At 39.9% G+C, this 18,133-nt stretch carries 19 protein-coding genes; 14 read left to right on the top strand and 5 right to left on the bottom strand.

The features are described 5' to 3' along the window. Positions 1-45 precede the first annotated feature (45 nt). The 4 genes from L3Q70_RS17950 to L3Q70_RS17935 all read left to right on the top strand — a co-directional run bounded on the left by L3Q70_RS17950 (position 46) and on the right by L3Q70_RS17935 (position 3,052). Positions 46-483: a GNAT family N-acetyltransferase gene (locus tag L3Q70_RS17950; protein ID WP_237115623.1), complete on the top strand. Its 438-nt coding sequence runs from the start codon at positions 46-48 to the stop codon at positions 481-483. 264 nt (positions 484-747) lie between these two features. Next, positions 748-1,299: a cytochrome b gene (locus L3Q70_RS17945; RefSeq protein WP_062568176.1), complete on the top strand. Its 552-nt coding sequence runs from the start codon at positions 748-750 to the stop codon at positions 1,297-1,299. A 259-nt stretch (positions 1,300-1,558) separates the two neighbouring features. Then, entirely contained in the window at positions 1,559-1,885 is a 327-nt protein-coding gene (locus L3Q70_RS17940) for a GFA family protein (protein WP_237115705.1), read from the top strand. A gap of 264 nt (positions 1,886-2,149) precedes the next feature. Further along, positions 2,150-3,052 (top strand): alpha/beta fold hydrolase, encoded by a 903-nt coding sequence (locus L3Q70_RS17935; RefSeq protein WP_237115622.1) that lies wholly within the window; start codon positions 2,150-2,152, stop codon positions 3,050-3,052. Here the strand turns inward: L3Q70_RS17935 and L3Q70_RS17930 are convergent. From L3Q70_RS17930 to L3Q70_RS17920, 3 genes are all read right to left on the bottom strand, one after another. Beyond that, the gene (locus tag L3Q70_RS17930; RefSeq protein ID WP_237115621.1) at positions 2,985-4,469 is read right to left on the bottom strand and encodes a sulfotransferase; all 1,485 of its coding nucleotides are present in this window, start codon (positions 4,467-4,469) and stop codon (positions 2,985-2,987) included. The two genes, L3Q70_RS17935 and L3Q70_RS17930, sit on opposite strands and share 68 nt — an antisense overlap. Before the next feature lie 97 nt (positions 4,470-4,566). Next, the gene (locus tag L3Q70_RS17925) at positions 4,567-7,152 is read right to left on the bottom strand and encodes a TonB-dependent receptor (protein ID WP_062567976.1); all 2,586 of its coding nucleotides are present in this window, start codon (positions 7,150-7,152) and stop codon (positions 4,567-4,569) included. A gap of 292 nt (positions 7,153-7,444) precedes the next feature. Beyond that, a complete protein-coding gene (locus L3Q70_RS17920; protein WP_083515256.1) occupies positions 7,445-7,600 on the bottom strand; it encodes an oxidoreductase-like domain-containing protein in 156 nt (51 codons plus the stop codon). Positions 7,601-7,702: 102 nt separating this feature from the next. Between L3Q70_RS17920 and L3Q70_RS17915 the strand changes: the two genes are divergently transcribed. Further along, a complete protein-coding gene (locus tag L3Q70_RS17915; RefSeq protein WP_062567975.1) occupies positions 7,703-8,113 on the top strand; it encodes a hypothetical protein in 411 nt (136 codons plus the stop codon). Between the two features lie 99 nt (positions 8,114-8,212). Beyond that, complete coding sequence (locus L3Q70_RS17910; RefSeq protein ID WP_062567974.1) at positions 8,213-9,574, top strand: leucyl aminopeptidase family protein; 1,362 nt, start codon at positions 8,213-8,215, stop codon at positions 9,572-9,574. Between the two features lie 2 nt (positions 9,575-9,576). Here the strand turns inward: L3Q70_RS17910 and L3Q70_RS17905 are convergent, their stop codons facing one another. Both L3Q70_RS17905 and L3Q70_RS17900 read right to left on the bottom strand, forming a co-directional pair. Then, complete coding sequence (locus tag L3Q70_RS17905) at positions 9,577-9,963, bottom strand: VOC family protein (protein WP_062567973.1); 387 nt, start codon at positions 9,961-9,963, stop codon at positions 9,577-9,579. A gap of 58 nt (positions 9,964-10,021) precedes the next feature. Then, entirely contained in the window at positions 10,022-11,095 is a 1,074-nt protein-coding gene (locus tag L3Q70_RS17900) for a ketoacyl-ACP synthase III (protein ID WP_237115620.1), read from the bottom strand. A gap of 160 nt (positions 11,096-11,255) precedes the next feature. On the opposite strand from L3Q70_RS17900, the gene L3Q70_RS17895 reads away from it, so the two are divergent. From L3Q70_RS17895 to L3Q70_RS17860, 8 genes are all read left to right on the top strand, one after another. After that, a complete protein-coding gene (locus L3Q70_RS17895) occupies positions 11,256-12,554 on the top strand; it encodes an amidohydrolase family protein (protein WP_237115704.1) in 1,299 nt (432 codons plus the stop codon). A gap of 8 nt (positions 12,555-12,562) precedes the next feature. After that, positions 12,563-12,967, top strand: a complete 405-nt coding sequence (locus L3Q70_RS17890; RefSeq protein WP_062567970.1) for a DUF4440 domain-containing protein — start codon at positions 12,563-12,565, stop codon at positions 12,965-12,967. Positions 12,968-12,983: 16 nt separating this feature from the next. After that, positions 12,984-14,195, top strand: coding sequence for an ATP-binding protein (locus L3Q70_RS17885; protein WP_237115619.1), 1,212 nt, complete (start codon positions 12,984-12,986; stop codon positions 14,193-14,195). Further along, positions 14,192-14,725, top strand: a complete 534-nt coding sequence (locus tag L3Q70_RS17880) for a response regulator (protein WP_237115618.1) — start codon at positions 14,192-14,194, stop codon at positions 14,723-14,725. Before L3Q70_RS17885 ends, L3Q70_RS17880 begins: the two co-directional genes overlap by 4 nt. Before the next feature lie 99 nt (positions 14,726-14,824). Beyond that, complete coding sequence (locus L3Q70_RS17875; protein WP_062567968.1) at positions 14,825-15,229, top strand: DUF1761 domain-containing protein; 405 nt, start codon at positions 14,825-14,827, stop codon at positions 15,227-15,229. 42 nt (positions 15,230-15,271) lie between these two features. Continuing rightward, positions 15,272-15,523: a hypothetical protein gene (locus tag L3Q70_RS17870; RefSeq protein WP_062567967.1), complete on the top strand. Its 252-nt coding sequence runs from the start codon at positions 15,272-15,274 to the stop codon at positions 15,521-15,523. Between the two features lie 148 nt (positions 15,524-15,671). Further along, entirely contained in the window at positions 15,672-15,944 is a 273-nt protein-coding gene (locus L3Q70_RS17865; RefSeq protein WP_062567966.1) for a hypothetical protein, read from the top strand. A gap of 148 nt (positions 15,945-16,092) precedes the next feature. Beyond that, a complete protein-coding gene (locus tag L3Q70_RS17860) occupies positions 16,093-18,111 on the top strand; it encodes a TonB-dependent receptor (protein ID WP_237115617.1) in 2,019 nt (672 codons plus the stop codon). Positions 18,112-18,133: the final 22 nt, after the last annotated feature.

The following is an 18,133-nucleotide window of genomic DNA, read 5'->3' as shown; positions in this document are numbered from 1 at the left end:
GAACTAATCGTTCAAAAATAAATATTATGAAGGTTAAGGAGTAACATGGGTATTTCACTGGAAGAAATAGGTAAATCGAATTACGAAGCTGTTTGTGATTTAGATGTAACCGATGAGCAAGAAGAGTATGTTGCTAGTAACATGTGGTCTCTTGTAGAAGCTCATTATAACTCAGGGTATATCTGCAAAGCGATTTGCCAAAATGGTCAGCCAGTTGGTTTTTTAATGTGGGTTTTAGAGAACCCCTCAAAAATTTCAATTTGGCGTTTCATGGTTGATAAGAGGTATCAGAAAAAAGGGATTGGTAGGGAAGCACTAACGCAAGCAATAGATGCTATAAAGCAGAGTCCCACTGTTAAAGAAATCGAAATATGTTATGACCCAAAAAACCCTGTAGCTAAAGAATTCTATTCAAGCTTTGGTTTTCAAGAGGTTGGCTTGGACGAAGAAGATGATGATATGTTAGCTATCATTAGACTTTGAATTTTAACTACAATAAATTTAACGGTAAGTTCAGCTTGCCGTTTTTCATTTCTGTTATTTATTTTTTAAAAAATACATAAGTTTATTTTAAGGTTAGCAAAGTACAGTGAGACAGTAGCTAAAAAATAAACAAGATAATTTATAACTTGTTTATGTTTCTGATCATTAAAGTAACAATGATTGAACGCTACACTAAATCCACGAATTTCAAACGCATATAAACTAGGCACTACTGTGAATGCGTTTCTGTACAAACGAGGCTTTATGAATTTTAAAAATACAACAACTCATTACAGCACTATTTCAATTGCCTTACACTGGCTTATGTTTATTTTAATTGTTACTGTTTTCGCTAGTATTGAGCTACGTGAATTATTTGATAAAGGTACTGAAACTCGTAATGCTTTTAAAATGTGGCACTTTATGTTGGGCTTATCAGTTTTAGCTTTAGTCGTTGTGAGGATAGTTATGCGTGTATTGGCAGGTCCGATACCCGCAATACAGCCTACGCCTGCTAAATGGCAAGATGCTTTAGCTAAATTAGTACACATTGCGCTTTATGTGTTTATGTTGGCGATGCCAATAGCAGGCTGGTTAATATTGAGTATGGCAGGAAAACCAGTGCCATTTTTCGGTATAGAGCTTCCTGCATTAGCAAGTGAAAATAAGGAGTTGGGTAAGTCTATAAAAGAAATACATGAAACAGTCGGCGAGTTAGGTTATTACTTAATCGGCTTTCATGCCGCGGCTGCATTGTTTCACCATTATATTTTGGCAGATAACACCTTTATACGCATGTTACGTCCTAAAAAATAGATACAAAACAAAAGCTTCTTACCAAAAATAAACTCAGGAAAGCATAATATGAATTGAAAAGAATTTTATTGGTAAACGGGATAGGTGACGAGTGCCGTACAGATTATTTTTACCATACTTAAAATATGCGAATAAGGGGGAAATAAAGCACATCAAATCAAATTCCCAACTCTAAATTTTAGTGTCAGATGGGAGGTAACAATATGGAAATAAAAAAGTACATAATGCTAAATGTCATTGTGGCACCGTAGAGTTAGAGCTGATTATGCCACATGGCTTAGAAGACCCGCGTCGTTGTTCATGTTCTATGTGTCGTAAGCGTGGAGCAATTGCTGCTTCTGTTTTGCTTGAAAACCTAAAAATTATTAAAGGCGAGGATAACTTAACCCTCTATCAATTTAACACCATGGCAGCAAAACACTATTTTTGTAAAACATGTGGAATATATACTCATCATCAAAGGCGTTCTAACCCTCATCAATTTGCAATCAATGTTGCGTGTATTGAGGGTGTTAACCCCTATGATTTAGAGCCAGTTAAAATATACGATGGAATCCATCATCCGAAGGATGAAATTATCTTATAAATTAAAATTTTAACGAGTATTTTATAAACGTTATTCTCGGTTTGCCATTTGGATTACTTCACGTTTAATGATGGCGGCACATTAACTTAGGCTTGATATTGGTGCTTTAGATAAGCGCTGTTAGTGTTAACAAAAATGCTTACTTTAGCCCTTTTATACGTCATAGCGGTTCCTTGACTATCATTTCATAATGCTTGCTTTGCCCAATAGACTGGCGTAACTTAATACTGGTACGATGAGTCTATAAGAATAAAAAGGTCAAACGTGACGATTAAACAAGAATCAGTATTTATAAAGCTCGCCGAAAGCCAAACATTACACTTACGCCGTATCTGTAAAACGGATGCCAAAGGACCTGCAGTGTTTTTTATGCATGGTGCTGTTGAAAATGGCAAAATCTTTTACACCCACAGTAATAAAGGCTTGGCCCCTTTTTTAGCTGAACAGGGTTATACTTGCTATGTGGCTGATTTACGTGGTCGTGGAGAGAGTAAGCCTGCGATTTCAAAGCACGCAAAGTATGGCCAAACTGAGGCTATTTTAGAAGATATTCCCGCATTTTTAGAAAAGATTAAACAGCTTGAAGGTGAGCCTGCTCGTTATTGGGTGGCACACTCTTGGGGCGGGGTGTTAATGAACAGTGTATTTGCGCGTTTTCCTGAGCTGATTGAAGATGTAAAAGCGTGTGCTTATTTTGGCTCTAAGCGGTCTTTGTATAACCATCATCCGAGCAAGTATATTCAAGGTAATTTAATTTGGTATGGGCTGGCGCCATTAGTCGCCCGCAAGCATGGCTTTGTTCCTGCTAAAAAACTTAAGTGGGGTAGTGATGATGAAACCCGTAAATCCCATTACCAAAGTATGCAATGGGCTAAGCGCAAACCTTGGGTCGATACTGACGATGGTTTTGATTACGCCAAAGCATTAGCCGATAAAGCGTTACCACCGATCATGCATGTTGCGGGGATTAAAGACAAAGCACTGTGCCAGCCCATTGATATCGAAAAGTTTATGGCTGAGTCAGGCATAGGTAAACAAACTATGATTATTTATGGGCGCAAATACGGTCATAAAGTTGATTATGACCATATTAACATGCTTACTCATCCACAGGCTGGTCAGGACCAGTTTGCTGATCTTCTGAATTGGTTTGAGGCCCATTCATAAGCTTTTGCATTGCCACTTCGTAGCGTTTGTATTTTTCTGTTGCTTTTGTTGAAAGCGGTTGCCTGACAGCCGCTTTACTGAGTGTAGCCACAGGTTTATTTGATTTATAGAAATCTAAAAAGTGATCACTGTATTTAATAGCCAAAAATTCGCTTAAAGATTGTAATGTTTGTTTTGGCTCTGTGACAAGTTGTTCATAGTTAAGGTCAAAAATTGCCTCTGGCATAGTGTGCTGCCAATGTGCCATAAGCTCAGTGTATAAATCAAAGTACTGTTTGAACTCAGTGAGAGAGCAAAAGTAGGGTTCGTTTTCAGCAAAATAATTACTAAAGACTGACCATGCAATCGCATTGTAGTCGCGCTGCATATTAATAAACTTGGCATTTGGAAATAACAAATATATTAAGCCAAGAGATTGATAATTTGCGGGTAGTTTGTTGATCATAAATGGGCGCACTTGGGGCGCTTGTTTTATTCGTTCAATGTAGATGTTACGGGCATGATTGATCAGCCCTTGATCAAGCTTTGCCAAGCAAGCAGGGTAAGGGGTTTGCGTTTGTTGTTCAATATACGCGACTACTTCATTACTAATGCTTGCATCTTCGCCTAAGCTTGAAAAACTATCATGGCTTATTAGCATTTGCTCAACCAATGTTGAGCCACTTCTGGGCATGCCAATAATAAACACTGGCGTAATGGTGCCACTAAAAAAGCGATCGCGAGAATTGATTAAAGCCTGGCTATTATGTTGAATAATATCTTGGTAAAACGGCGTAAGCTCTGCTGTTTTAAATGTTGTTAACTTAAACTGTAGTTTGTTGGCAAGTGTAAAGTAATTAAATGCTTGGTCTGTGTCGTCTAAAATATCGTAGCTTTTACCCAGCGCATAATAACAAACCATTTTTAAGCGTAAGTTATTTGTGAGTGTGAGAAACTGATGCAGTTCTTGTATGTAGTTTTGCTCGTGATTAAACCGAGCAAACTGCACAAGTTCAAATAAAATATAGGCTTTTACAGGGTAGTCACCCATAGTCAAAGCATGTTGCAATGTGCTGTACGCTTTATCTAGCTCGCCATAAGTTAAGTAGTGTTGAGCAAGGTAGTAATGAGGCTCAGGATTGTGACTGGCGATGGACTTTGCATACTCCAGTACAGTTAAAGCATCGTTTGGAGAGTGAACACCATTAAACGCATCTGCAAGTGCATGCAAAGGCTCAAGCATATAAGGAAGCCGCTCACAAGCGCGTTGTAATAAGTAAACAGCGGCGTCATATCGCTCTAAGCGTAGTGCAATTCTACCTAAACCAAATAGAGCTTCACCACTTTCAGGATTGGCATCTAACAAAGCTTTGAAGTGAAATTCAGCTTCTTTTAATTTGTTTTCAGCAAGGAGTTGATTGGCTTTATTTAGCAACATGACATTACGATGAAATTATTATTTTTATTCACTATAAAACGAAAAAGGCGAAATGTCTTTCGCCTTTTTATTTAGCATGGTTAGTTCCTAAGCTCGCTTAGAACGTATAGGTTGCTTTTACGTAGTAGAAACCGCCGTTAATACCAAATGGAGATGTTTCGTAGTACTTACCACCCCAGTTGCTATTTGGAATGCCTGTGTTATCAAAGAAATCGAGTTTTTCAGCTTCTTGGTCAAACAGGTTTTGTGCACCCACAGAGAAACTGATTTCTTCAGTTAAGAAGTACGTTACTTCTGCATCAATGGTTACAGCTGCGTCAGCTGTTTTAGCTGTTGCGTCGTAATCTACGTGCACACCTTGGTATTCACCGAAATAGTTCACACGTGTAAATGCAGAGAAATCTTCCCACTGTTGCGCCCAGCTAAGTGTTGCGCGGTGATTTGGTAAATCATTTTCAAGGCGGCTTACTTTAAATTCGCCTGTGATTGGGCTTGATTTAGTTACTTCAGTATCATTCCAGTTATAAGCTAAGCTGAATGTAGAGCTACCACCTAACAATTCAGTGGCATAGTTAGCCACTAGGTCAACACCCTGCGTTGTGGTATCAAAGTCATTGGTAAAGAAACTAACTTGAGCAAGATTTTGTACGTTAGGTACGCCTGCTGCTTCGAGTGTGTCTTTATCCGCTTGGCTTAACTCAATTTTGTCTGATTGACTGATACGGTCATCAACTTGGATATTGTAATAATCAACTGTTAAGAATAAGTCCCCTAAAGTCCAAACTGCACCAAATGTGTAGCTTTGCGACTCTTCTGGCTCAAGCTCTGTACCACCTAATTGCACTGCAATCGGGTTAGTAGGTGGTAATAGGGCAGAGTCCACTAATACACCACTGCTTAGGTTTGTTTGTACGTTACTAACGTTAGCCTGACCAACGGTTGGAGCACGGAAACCTGTACTTAATGAACCACGAATATTTAAGTCTTCAGTTAAGTGATACTGCGCTGTTAGCTTATAGTTAGTGGTTGAACCAAAAGTATCATAATCTTCGTAACGAAGCGCTAAGCCCATTAAAAATTCTTCAGTAAATGGTGCTTCAATATCGACGTAAGCTGCGTAGTTACGGCGTGTGTATTCACCAGCATCAGAAGGTTTGAAACCCGGGAAACCATTTGAGCCAATACCAAAACCTTGCTCTGTTAAAGGGCCCGCAGTGAAAGATGCCACATCACCAGAAACAACAGTAAATGTTTCTTCATGCCATTCTAAACCACCGGCTACGTTTACGTCGTAAGCTAAACCAAAGTCAAAACCTTTTGATAAATCAGCGTTAAAGTTCTTTTCTAACTGCGTGTATTTACCTGGGCTAAAGTCACGCGGGCTTTCAGGACCAAGCGAAGCATTGATGGTATCGTAAATGAAATAGCGAGATTCATTAAAACCGACAGAACCACTTAAGTCGTAGTATGCGCCTTCTAAAAAGCCGTTAGTTACTTCACCTTTAGTACCAATTGTTAATGCAGTGTCTGTAATGTTACCACCAAAGTTAGGTGTAAAACCGCCAGGTAGAATTTCATTAAATGCAAAGCAGTCAGGGTTGTTAGCAACACCGTTAATGTAATCTGGGTTATCTAATACGTTATCATCAATCATGATGTCAGTAGGACAGTTGCCGCTCATGTCGCCAGTTAAATCACCAACAAGTAGCGTTTCACCGCCGTCATTTGAGTACACACCAGGGCGAGTATGTGGATTACGATAGTAGAAACCGCCACGCACATCACGCTCAGAGTAGTTACCAAACATGTAAAACTGTGACGTACTACTTAAATCGAGACCGATATTACCGAAAATTGAAATATCGTCATCGACCTCCGGTGCACCCCAAACTTGCGCAAGCGGAGAGACGTCAGGCACACCGGCATCAGCAAGTGCAGCTGCATCTGGACGTTGAACTGAGCGACTTGTTGCGTCAGCCGTTTTATATTGGAAGCTTAAATTTGCAAAGCCATCATCTGTGAAAGGAAGACCTACGTTACCAGAGATTTGCGTGGTATCGCCGTCGCCTTCATAGTATTCACCTTTACGGATCTCAAAAGAGCCGCCTTCAGAGGCATCTTTTAATACAAAGTTCATTACACCCGCGATAGCATCAGAACCATACTGTGCAGCAGCACCATCACGAAGTACTTCAACTTGCTTTAGGGCAATACTAGGAATTACCGAAATATCAGCACCTTGAGCACCATCGTTAATACCACCGCCTAAAAATGCAATAACAGAAGCACGGTGGCGACGTTTGCCGTTAACTAATACTAATGTACTGTCAGATGGCAAACCACGTAAATTGGCAGGGCGAACAAGTGACGCTGCGTCACTGATTGGATTTTGATGCACGTTAAAAGATGGAACTGAGCCCTTTAATAACTCAAGCATGTCTGTGTTGCCTGCTTTCGTTAATTCTTCACCACCAATAATATCAATAGGTACCGGTGAATCACCAATTGAGCGTGGTGCTGAACGTGTTCCTACAACAGCAATTTTTTCAACATTTTTATTAACTTTTGTTTCTTCAGCAGTTTGCTCTGCGGCAACAACTGAACCTGATACAAATAGGCCAGCCGTTGTGGTAGCTAACGCAAACTTAATTGCGTGATGTAATGCACTATTTTTTAATTTCATTCTGACTTCCCCAGTTAGAATAGTTATGATTATGCCACCAAATAGGTATTTAAACTTGGTGTAAACAACTTATACCGACTGTAAATTTATTTTGCAAATTGTTAATGGTGTGTTGTTTTTGGCACGGGAAGGGAAGTTTTGTTGTGATTATTTTTATTATGTGCATGAAATTTAAGAAGATAAATTATTCTTAAATTGATTAAAAATAGTCAAAATTTATCTGTTAGTTAGAAAAAAAATTTAATAATTGAGCGTTTGTATAATTTTTGAGCTAAAAGGGAGGGGTAACAGTTTATTTCTTTTGTTGTGTTTTATTACTTAATTGCCATTGCTTTAATTTTTCGCGGTACTCATCCCAAACACAAGGACAACAACTTCCTCCACCACAGCACTCATCAGGCGCCGGTTTTTGTGGTTTATGATTGCTGTGCTGGTTAGTTTCGTGCATGTGAAATTTAAAATAGTAATAAAAGAGTGTGCAGGGTAATGTAAAAATTAATATAAGTAAATTATGCTTTGTGAAGTCCCCTTGCTGTGTGAGAATAGCAACATGCGATTATATAAAGTCATTCATAGAGCCCCATTTAGGGTAGCTAAAATAACAAAAAGACGTCAGCAATTACGTTTCAAGCGCGCTATGGTGGCATTAAAGATTGCACTTGCACAAGAAAAGCAAGAAACCAAAGAAATGTTGCATATCTACAAGCGTTACACTCAAGGTAATGCTAGCAAAGAAGAATTACATACCGCTAATGAACAGTTCTTAGATATTTTAAAGGGCTTAGGTCTTGGTGTCTTTGCTGTTTTACCCTTTGCACCAATAACAATTCCATTAGTTGTGAAGTTAGGCCATTGGGTTGGTGTAGATGTTTTACCTAGCTCTTTTAATATCAACAAGTCAATTAAAGAGATCGATCAGCAAGTGGCCAAAGAAGAGGCGGAAGAGAAAAATCAAAAATAATTTTTATTTCTTTGATTTAGCTAAATAGCTTGAATGCTATACCTTTTGTTGCTTGTTATTGGTATGCTTAATTATCTTTTCTTCATTTAGAGTCGTTTAATGAGTTCATTAATTCGTCATTCTTCATCGGGTATTCCTTTGTCTTTCGTTGAAAAAGCGCAACTTTCAGATTGGCTTAAATCACAATCAAAGGCACTACAAAATTGGCTAGCTAATTGCGATTTTAAGAATAAAGGCTTGGCTTTGGTTGCCGACAGTGAATCCGGTGAGCTTACTCACGTTTATTGTTTAGTGGCAGATCTTCAAGATTTTTGGTTAGCCGGTGAGCTATCGACAAAACTGCCTGCTGGTTGTTACCAAATACAAGGTGAAGAAAAGTTTATAGAACAGGTTGCGCTTGGTTTTATGCTAGGCGGCTATGAATTTAGCGAATACAAAGAAAAGCCTTCACCACGCGCGCAATTAGCAATTGAAAATAAAAGCCTTGTTGAGCGTTTAACACAACAAGCAAATGCAATTAACCTTGTTCGTGATCTAGTAAACACACCAGCTGCAGATATGATGCCTCAGCATTTATCTCAGGTTATGACAGACCTAGCAGACACCTATGATGGTGATTTCAGCGAGTGGGTTGGAGATGAGCTTTTAGAACAGAACTACCCAACAATTCATATGGTGGGTCGTGCGAGTGAAAATAAACCTCGCTTGCTAGATTTACGTTGGGGAGCACAAGATGCACCTCAAATAACGCTAGTAGGTAAGGGAGTTTGTTTTGACTCAGGTGGTTTAGATTTAAAACCAAGTTCGGGCATGCGCAACATGAAAAAAGACATGGGTGGCGCTGCACACGTGATTGGTCTTGCACAGTTAATCATGGCTGCCAACCTGCCTATTCGTTTACGTGTTTTAGTACCTGCGGTTGAAAATGCCGTATCACGTAATGCATTTAGACCAGGCGATGTGATCAAAACACGTAAAGGGATCACGGTTGAAATTGACAACACAGACGCTGAAGGTCGTTTAGTGTTGTGTGATGCTTTAGCTGAAGCGCAAAATGATAATCCAGAACTTATTATCGACTTCGCAACCTTAACTGGCGCATGTCGTATTGCCCTTGGTACTGAGTTACCAGGTTTTTTTGCGAACAACCGTGATGTTGCCAATAAATTATTAGATGCCGGTGAAAGTTGTCATGACCCAGTTTGGCAACTTCCGCTGTTTGACCAATACAAAGCATTATTAAAAAGTGATGTGGCAGATATTGCCAACTGTGCGTCAACTCCATTCGGCGGTGCAATTACCGCAGCGCTTTATTTGAAAGAGTTTATTGAACCGAGCACGTCTTGGGTTCACTTTGATGTAATGGCATGGAACTTACGTGCATTACCTGGACGTCCTGTTGGTGGTGAAGCTTTGGGTATTCGAGCGGTGTTTAATTACCTACAAGAGCGCTTCCAATAAAATTAAACTTGGTATAGCTCTAATGGCAAATCATCGGGATCGGCAAAAAACGTAAACTGCTTCCCGGTGATTTCATCCAGCCTAATTTCTTCAACTACAATTCCATGCTGTTCTAAATATGCTTTCGCTTTAGCAATATCAGCAACTTTAAACGCTAAATGCCGTAATCCCTGAGCCTCTGGATAGCTTGGTCTTTGTGGCGCATCAGGAAAGGAAAATAATTCAATCTGACTGCCATCTGGCAGTGCTAGATCTAGCTTATAAGAATCACGTGCACTGCGATACTGCTCATCAATTACAGGCAGTTTTAAAATTTCTGTATAAAAATGCTTTGAGTGAGCGTAGTTACTACAAATGATAGCGGCATGATGAATGCCTAATAATTCCATTGAAACCCTCAGGAAAAAGCGCGACTATTGCCGCGCTTAATATTTAATTTAATTTGAATTATTCAGTGCCTTTGCACGCTGCTACCGCAGGGGCTACTAACTCTAGTCCTGTTTTATCACAAGGTGGTAAAGCTGCGTCAGACTTCGCTATTGGCGTAACGCGCTCACCCCACTTAATGTAGCTTGCAGCCCACGTTAAACCTGCACCAAAGGCAGCAGACATTATATTTGAATGCGGCTTAATTAAGCCTTGTTCTACGGCCTCACAAAGTGCGATGGCAATTGTTGCTGCTGATGTATTGCCGTAATCCGCGATGTTAACCATTACTTTTTCGTCAGCTACTTTTAGACGCTGTTGAATTGCTTGGATAATGCGTAAGTTAGCTTGATGAGGCACTAATACATCAATATCATCAAGTTGTAACTGTGCTTGGTTTAAAACATCATCACAGGCTTCACTCATGCCTTTTACAGCACGTTTGAAAATTTCACGGCCTTCAAATAATAAATTAGACGGGCCAATTGGTTGGTACTTGTTAAGATCGCTACCAAAGTTTTCGATGTGAAGAATGTCTCTGTCTTCGCTATCACAGCCCGTTTTGGTTGCAAGCAAACCAGATGGTGTATCTGACGCTTCTAATACAACTGCACCCGCGCCATCGCCAAATAATACCGCACTGTCACGGCGGGCCCAGTTTACATACCAAGTCATACGTTCAGCAGCAATAACGACAGCTTTTTTGATCATGCCTGCACGAATTTGTGCGGTTGCAGCTTGTAATGCATATAAAAAGCCTGAGCATGCAGCGTTGGTGTCCATCGCTGCGGCGCCTACCGCACCAATATTTTTTTGAACCAAAGACGCAGTGTTAGCAACCATTGTAGAAGGTGTACAGGTAGCCAATAACACCAAATCAATGTCTTTAGCGTCAACACCAGCGCAGGCAAGAGCTTGCTTTGCGGCAACGGTGGCTAAATCGGCAGTAGAAACATGGCTGACACGACGAGATTTAATGCCTGTACGTGTTGTGATCCATTCGTCATTGGTATCAACAATATTGCTAATTTCATCATTGCTGATGCTTGCTGGTGGTATACATTTACCCCAGCCAGTAATTTGGGCATAAGACATAATGTGTTCTCTTTATGTGGTCAGACTTGTTAAATATCCCCAAAGTTATATCAAAATTCACATCTTAAGACTAGCGTAACGCTCCATCACGTCGCAAATAATGGCATTTACCCAGCATTTAGGTTAAACCTAGTATAAAAAAGAGGCGATTATGAAGAAAATAAATCTAAAAATAAGCACATTATCGGTACTGTCTTTATTATCCACATTTGCTGTTAACGCGCACACTACGATTATTTATGCTGGAAAAATGCTCGCAGGCACTGAGCAAGAAGTGAAAGAGCAGCAAACTCTTATTCTTGAAGACAACAAAATTGCCGCAATAAAAGCAGGTTACTTAACTAAAGAGCAGTTAAATCTCAGTGATGCTGATGTTATTGATTTAAAAAACCAGTTGGTACTGCCTGGTCTGATTGATATGCACGTGCATGTGACGTTTGAGCGTGATGCAAAACGCAACCCGCACCAATGGACTACCGAATACGAAGCTGATAATGCATTACGCTCTTTAAAGTATTTACAGCGAACTGTCGAGGCTGGGTTTACCTCTGTCCGTGACCTAGGTAGTAGCTATCAAGTTATATTTCCGTTAAAGCGTGCTATAGAGCGAGGTGATATCGTTGGTCCACGCATTTTTGCAGCAGGTGATATGATCACACCAACGGGAGGCCATGCTGATATGCATGGCTATCGTCGAGATATCAGTGAAGCTGTAGGTCTTGGGCTAGGCGTTTGCAATGGGGCTGACGATTGTACTAGAGCAGTTCGTGATGTCATAAAAAGTGGCGCTGATGTGATCAAAATCACGGCAACTGGCGGGGTTTTGAGTAATACTGCTGCAGGTGTTAATCAACAATTTACCGATAAAGAGCTGTCTGCAATTGTTAATACAGCGCATCATTTAGGACGAAAAGTAACGGCTCACGCACACGGTACACAAGGAATAAAAGCCGCATTAAAAGCGGGGGTTGACTCAATTGAACATGGCTCGTTTTTAGATAAAGAAACGATAAAGCTATTTAAACAGCATGATGCGTATTTGGTGCCAACCTTGTTAGCAGGTGCGACTGTTAAAAAAGAAGCTTTAAGTAATCCAAACATGCCGAAGGCCATAGCAGATAAAGTTGAGTTTGTGGCACCAAAAATGGAAGCTTCATTTAAACTTGCGCTAAAAAACAATGTTAAAATTGCATTTGGTACTGATTCTGGTGTCTCAAGGCACGGCGCGAATGCCAATGAATTTGAGTTACTTGTAAAATATGGCATGACACCTACTCAAGCTATCAAATCCGCGACTGTCGAGGCGGCAAAGCTGTTAGGGCAGAGTGATAAACTCGGTGACTTGAGTGTTGGTAAGCAAGCGGATATCATCAGTGTTAACATGAACGTTCTTGATGATATAAGTCAGCTGAACAGCGTCAACTTTGTGATGCAGGGCGGTAAAGTGCTCAAACAGTAAGGATAAAGATGAGCGGTAAAATTAAAGCGACGTTATTTAATCATTTGATTGATGCGGAAAGACAATTACTGGAGCCAGAGGTAAGACAGTCAACTGAGGCGCTTGATGCATTGCTCGATGATGATTTTATCGAAATTGCTGCAGACGGTACGTCGTTTAATAAATTCCAAGTTTTAACCCGTTTACCTACTGAAGTTGTCCCTCAGTTTTATAATCAACACTTTAAAGGCCGTATGCTGAGTGATGATATTGCGCAGTTAAGCTATCAAGCTGCTTTTAGGCGCTCTGCGCGTGCGGAATTTAATTATTCTGTACGTATGTCACTTTGGCGCTTTAATGGCAAACAATGGCAAATGGTCTTTCACCAAGGTACACCTTGTGCTGTGTTTACAATTTCTATGGACGATGATTAGTCGTAAAGAGTCCACTATGCAAACCGATCCGGCGATAAGTCGTTTATTAGTACTTCGTAGTGCCGCCATCGCGGTGCAGTTTTTTGCTGTGATTGCGGTGTATTTTTTATTTGAATATCAGATAGCTTTACTACCTCTGCTAACTGTTATTTGTATTGAAGCCGTTTTTCAGCTGTTAAGTATTTTCGCTTATCGCAAAGTAACCAAGGCCAAGCCCACAGCTGTCTTGATGCAACTTACCGCTGATTTACTCTTTTTAACTATTTTGCTCTCGTTAAGTGGCGGTGCAACGAATGCATTTGTCTCGTTACTGTTGCTGCCCATAATGATAGCCGCAGTTTCTGTGAATGCTAAGGGGCTAGCCTATATTGCAGTGCTAGCAATAGCAGCTTACAGTTTTTTATTGATAAAAATGCCTGAACACACCATGCACCAAATGCAGATGACACATCATTTTATCGGTATGTGGATAAACTTTGTTATTAGTGCCATTGTTATCGCGTTTGTCATTGGCACACTAAATAGCACGTTAAGAGCAAGAGAAGCCACTATTGCTCGAACCCGCGAACAGCAATTAAGGCACGAACAACTATTGACACTCGATGGTGCCGCAGCCCAAGTGACACATCAATTAGCAACACCGATTGCCAACTTACAGTTGTTATTCGAAGAGCTGCAAGAGCAACAGCCTGATGATCCTATTGTTCATGAGATGGCTAAACCACTGTCTCAGTGTAAAGAACAACTCGCTCATTTTAGAGCTCTTTCAAATGCTTTAAGAACCGGTGAAACACAGCAGGTTATTAGCGCTCAAACACTGCAAAAGACAATTCAAGATGCGATGACACTGCATTTTCCTGAGCAAATCTTACATTGGCTAAATGATGCACCACAATGCTCCATATTGAGTGACGCTATGCTGTTGCCTGCTATGTTAAATTTGCTACAAAATGCAGTTTCGGCGAATAATAATAATCAAAAAAACACCATAGAGGCAGATTGGCAAACAGATAAACAACAGCTCTTATTGTCTTTACGTGATTTTGGTCAAGGCTTTAGTGAGCAGCAAATGGCATCATTAGGGGGTCAGCTTATGCCAAGTAGTACAGGTTTGGGTATGGCAGTCATGCTATCTAATGCGACTTTAGAACGCTTAAATGGCTCATTAACACTATACAATCACCCTAAACAAGGTGCTATTGCGATGGTTAGTTTAAAAATAGTATGAAACTTTTAATTATTGAAGATGATATAAATCTTGCTAATACACTGGCAAGGCGTTTTGTTAAACAAGGCTTTGAATGTGAGCTTGCCCACAGTAGTAAGCAAGCATTAGAAAAATTAGCTATTTTTGAAGCAAGCCACTTTTTGGTAGATTTAAAAATTGGCGATGATAATGGTCTTACCTTGATTAAACCAATCAGAACACAATTTCCTACCGCTCGAATTGTGTTGCTAACGGGCTTTGCTAGTATCGCCAGCGCTGTTGAAGCCATTCGTTTAGGGGCTGATGACTATCTACCAAAACCTGTTGATTTTAATTCATTAATAAAAATTATTTTAGGAGATGTTGAAGCGAACTCCTCTGTGAGTGACACTCAGTCGAGCCAAGTTATGTCACCTGAGCGTCTTGAATGGGAGCATATCCAACATGTGCTACACAGAAATGAGGGAAATATCTCCCAAACGGCCAGACAATTAAATATGCATAGGCGTACATTACAGCGGAAATTACAAAAAAAGCCTGTTCAGCATTAACTCCAAACAGCTTACCTTCCATTTGTCCCATTTTATTTGCTGCTTTGTGGATCCTTAACTACATTCAGAAATAATCACTAGCTGTATGAGTCTTGGTGTATGGATTTTTCAGAGCTTAATTTTTTGGCTATTTTATTTGCTGCACTTGCTTCCTTTTTACTGGGCGCTGTTTGGTATTCTCCATGGTTATTTAAACGCATATGGATGGAAAGCTGTGGCTTAACCGAGCTGGATTTACAACAGATCAATCCGTTTCGTGTGTTTGGTGGCAGCTTTATTCTATGTTGTGTGATTTCTTTTACGCTCGCTTTATTCATTGGTAAGCAAATAAGTGTTGGTTTGTCAGTCGGTACAGGGTTTTTGGTAGGGGTGTGTTGGGTGAGTAGTTCGCTTGGTTTATGTTACATTTTTGAGCAACGTCCATTAAAGTTGTTTTTAGTTAATGCAGGCTATTCAATTTTACAATTTTCACTTATTGGCTTAGTTTTGGGAGTATGGCCTTAGCCATGTTAGCATAGCTTATCTAACTCGATTGATGAGAGGGTCATGGCTAAACCCAATAAAAAAGGGCCGACAAAAACGGTCGATATTTTCTGTAGTCAATGTAAAACACAGTTATTCAAATACCGAAAAGGTGGCAAAGGTGCGCTGGTTAAATGTTTTATAGAGCGTATAAGCCAAGACTTTACTTCTAAGCAGGGAATTTGCCCGCAATGTGAACGCCCGTTTGCACGCGCAACTATGATCCGTGGGGCACCCGCATTAAAAATCATCGGTGGCAAGGTTAACCATAAATAGAAATTAAATACGGACATTTATCCTCGTTTGTTCTTTCTGTTCTGATACCATCTCTCGGTTTGCTGTTTCAACGAATGAAATCAACCCTCCCCATGGATTGGGCCAGTTATTTGGGTATAAACAAATTGAATATAATGGACACATAAACGTGATAGCACTTTTATTTGATATTATTGGCATGACAGGTACATTTCTAGTTGTTGGTGCTTTTTTCTTACTGCAACTAAACAAGGCGTCTCCGACAGGGCTTGTTTACAATATGATGAACTTAACAGGCGCAATCTTGCTGCTGATTAGTCTGTGCTACAATTTCAACTTAGCCAGTTTTGTCATTGAAATTTTCTGGATTGCTGCCTCCTTAATAGGTTTGTATAAATATATCAAAAATAAACGCACAGACAGCGCCAAACAATTTAGCTAGAAAAATTTAATAATTTCTCAGCTGTTAAGAGGTTAAGCTCATTAATAAAGCATTTAAGCTGTTGTTAATGAGCTTTTTTGTGACTTAAGCTATAAAAATATTGCAAGCGTGTCTATCTTTTGTATTAATAGTGTAAATGGTGTGTTGCATGTCAGCACGTTGCTTTGATACAGGTCTTACGCAGCAAATGTTTTTAAGATGTTCAGCAATTCTCTCGCTCTTTTTGTATTCGGCCGCTTCTACTGCTGAAATGGTGAATATTGAGCAAGATTTATTTAATCTAAGCTTTGAGGATTTACTCAATGTTCAGGTTGATATTGCCAGTAAAACAAATGAAACCCTTTCTTCTGTCCCTTCTACAATGAGTGTGTTTACCCGCAATCAAATACAGGCTTTAGGAGTTGATAATGCCTATGAGGTGATGAATTTTGTGCCTGGTATGCAATCAACACGGGGAGACTGGGTTGGGGCGGTTCCTAAAGAACATGCCCGCGGTGTCTATTTAGATAATGGCAATGTCTTAGTGATGATCAATGGAGAGCGAGTCAATGAATCATCATTTGGTAAAGCATCTGTTTACATGCCATATATCCCTATTGATATCATTGAAAAAATTGAGTTTATAAGAGGCCCTGGCTCGGCTTTGTACGGCAGTAATGCGTTCCTTGGAGTGATGAATATTGTCACCAGTCAAGAGCGTAATTCACTCAACGTACTGGCAGGTAGTAACGGGCGTATTGGGCTTACTGGGCAGTTCCATAGGCAATTTAACGAACAAATATCTGCATTCTTTTCACTTTCTTATGACCAGAAAGATGGCGAAAAGTACGCTCAAGGAGTACGAGACCCCTTACAAGCAGTTTATTTTGAAGCAGGGCTTGATGTTGACCAACTTGAACTGCGTGCGCGATACAACAAAACAAAATTGGATGAGTTTTTAAATCTTGCAGGTTACTCATCTCAAAACCAGCACACAAGCGATAATCAGTTTTTAGGTGTTAACTACACATGGTTCGAAAGCGATAACCTAACTGTAGATAGTCACCTTTCATACACGGAACATGCTATTTCAAGTGCCGGTTTAATTGCCACTTTCTCTGATATACCCGATTTTTTACTCGGCCCTGAATGGCAAACAACAGACACGAAGTTTGACACAGAACTAAACTACCAATTTGATAATCAATGGCAGCTAGTAGCCGGTTTAGAATATGCCCAAGCAGAGCAGATAGAGGCGGGTGTTAGAACAACTTATTATGATAGCCAGTCTGAGCAAGTTATAGTTGCGCCTGAGTATTACCAACAAGGCATCGTTACTGTATTGGATTTTCCTGAATTTGATTCGTTGAAATATACTTTTGAGACGTACAGTGCCTATGGGCAGGTAAAAATTCCTTACTCTGAGATGTTCACGTTTTTTGTTGGGGCACGTTACGACAACGTTAACAACATTGATAGTAAATTATCACCGCGCTTAGCAAGTATACTTATTATTAATCCCCAACATACATTAAAAGTTCAATATGGCGAGTCGTTTAGGACGCCTGTCACTAATGAGTTATTTTCAAATGACAACGTGACCATTGGTAATCCGTCTCTTGACTCCGAGCAAGTAAAAACAACAGAACTTGTTTGGCATTACGAAACTGACAAATTACAACTGAATACGGTTTTGTTCTACAACGAATTAAATGACTTTGTAAACGTAGAACCTTACGAAGGAAGTGAGGCTTTCTTTACCTTTGCTAACTCATTTAATACACAAAATAGTGGTGTTGAGCTAGATGGTGTATGGCAAATTGATGAGAGCCTGCGCTTGTCTGGAACTTACACGCAGTACTTCCATGATCCTATTAACTCTAGCTTTAAGCGATTTGCTAGTTTAATTACAAGCTACAACCTTTTTGATAACTGGCAAATCAATTTAAATGTAATTTGGCGTGATACAGTAGAGGTAAGTGCTGAAAATGGCGATTACTTTAAACAATCAGCATATAGTTTGCTAGGTGGAAGTATCAAATGGCAGTTAACGGATAAAAGCCATTTAGCCTTAAAAGCTGAGAATTTATTTGGCAAACGCTATGATGTTTTTGACCCTCGCGTTGCCAGTGGTGCTGTGGCTGGAACAACCGAAGAATTATCGTTACACTACCAAGTTAAATTCTAGTAGTGTTATGACTTAAGGTCAC

The organism is Pseudoalteromonas sp. CF6-2 (assembly GCF_021729425.1).
In the GTDB taxonomy this organism is placed as follows: Bacteria; Pseudomonadota; Gammaproteobacteria; order Enterobacterales; family Alteromonadaceae; genus Pseudoalteromonas; species Pseudoalteromonas arabiensis.
This window is presented reverse-complemented; position numbering and strand designations above follow the sequence as displayed.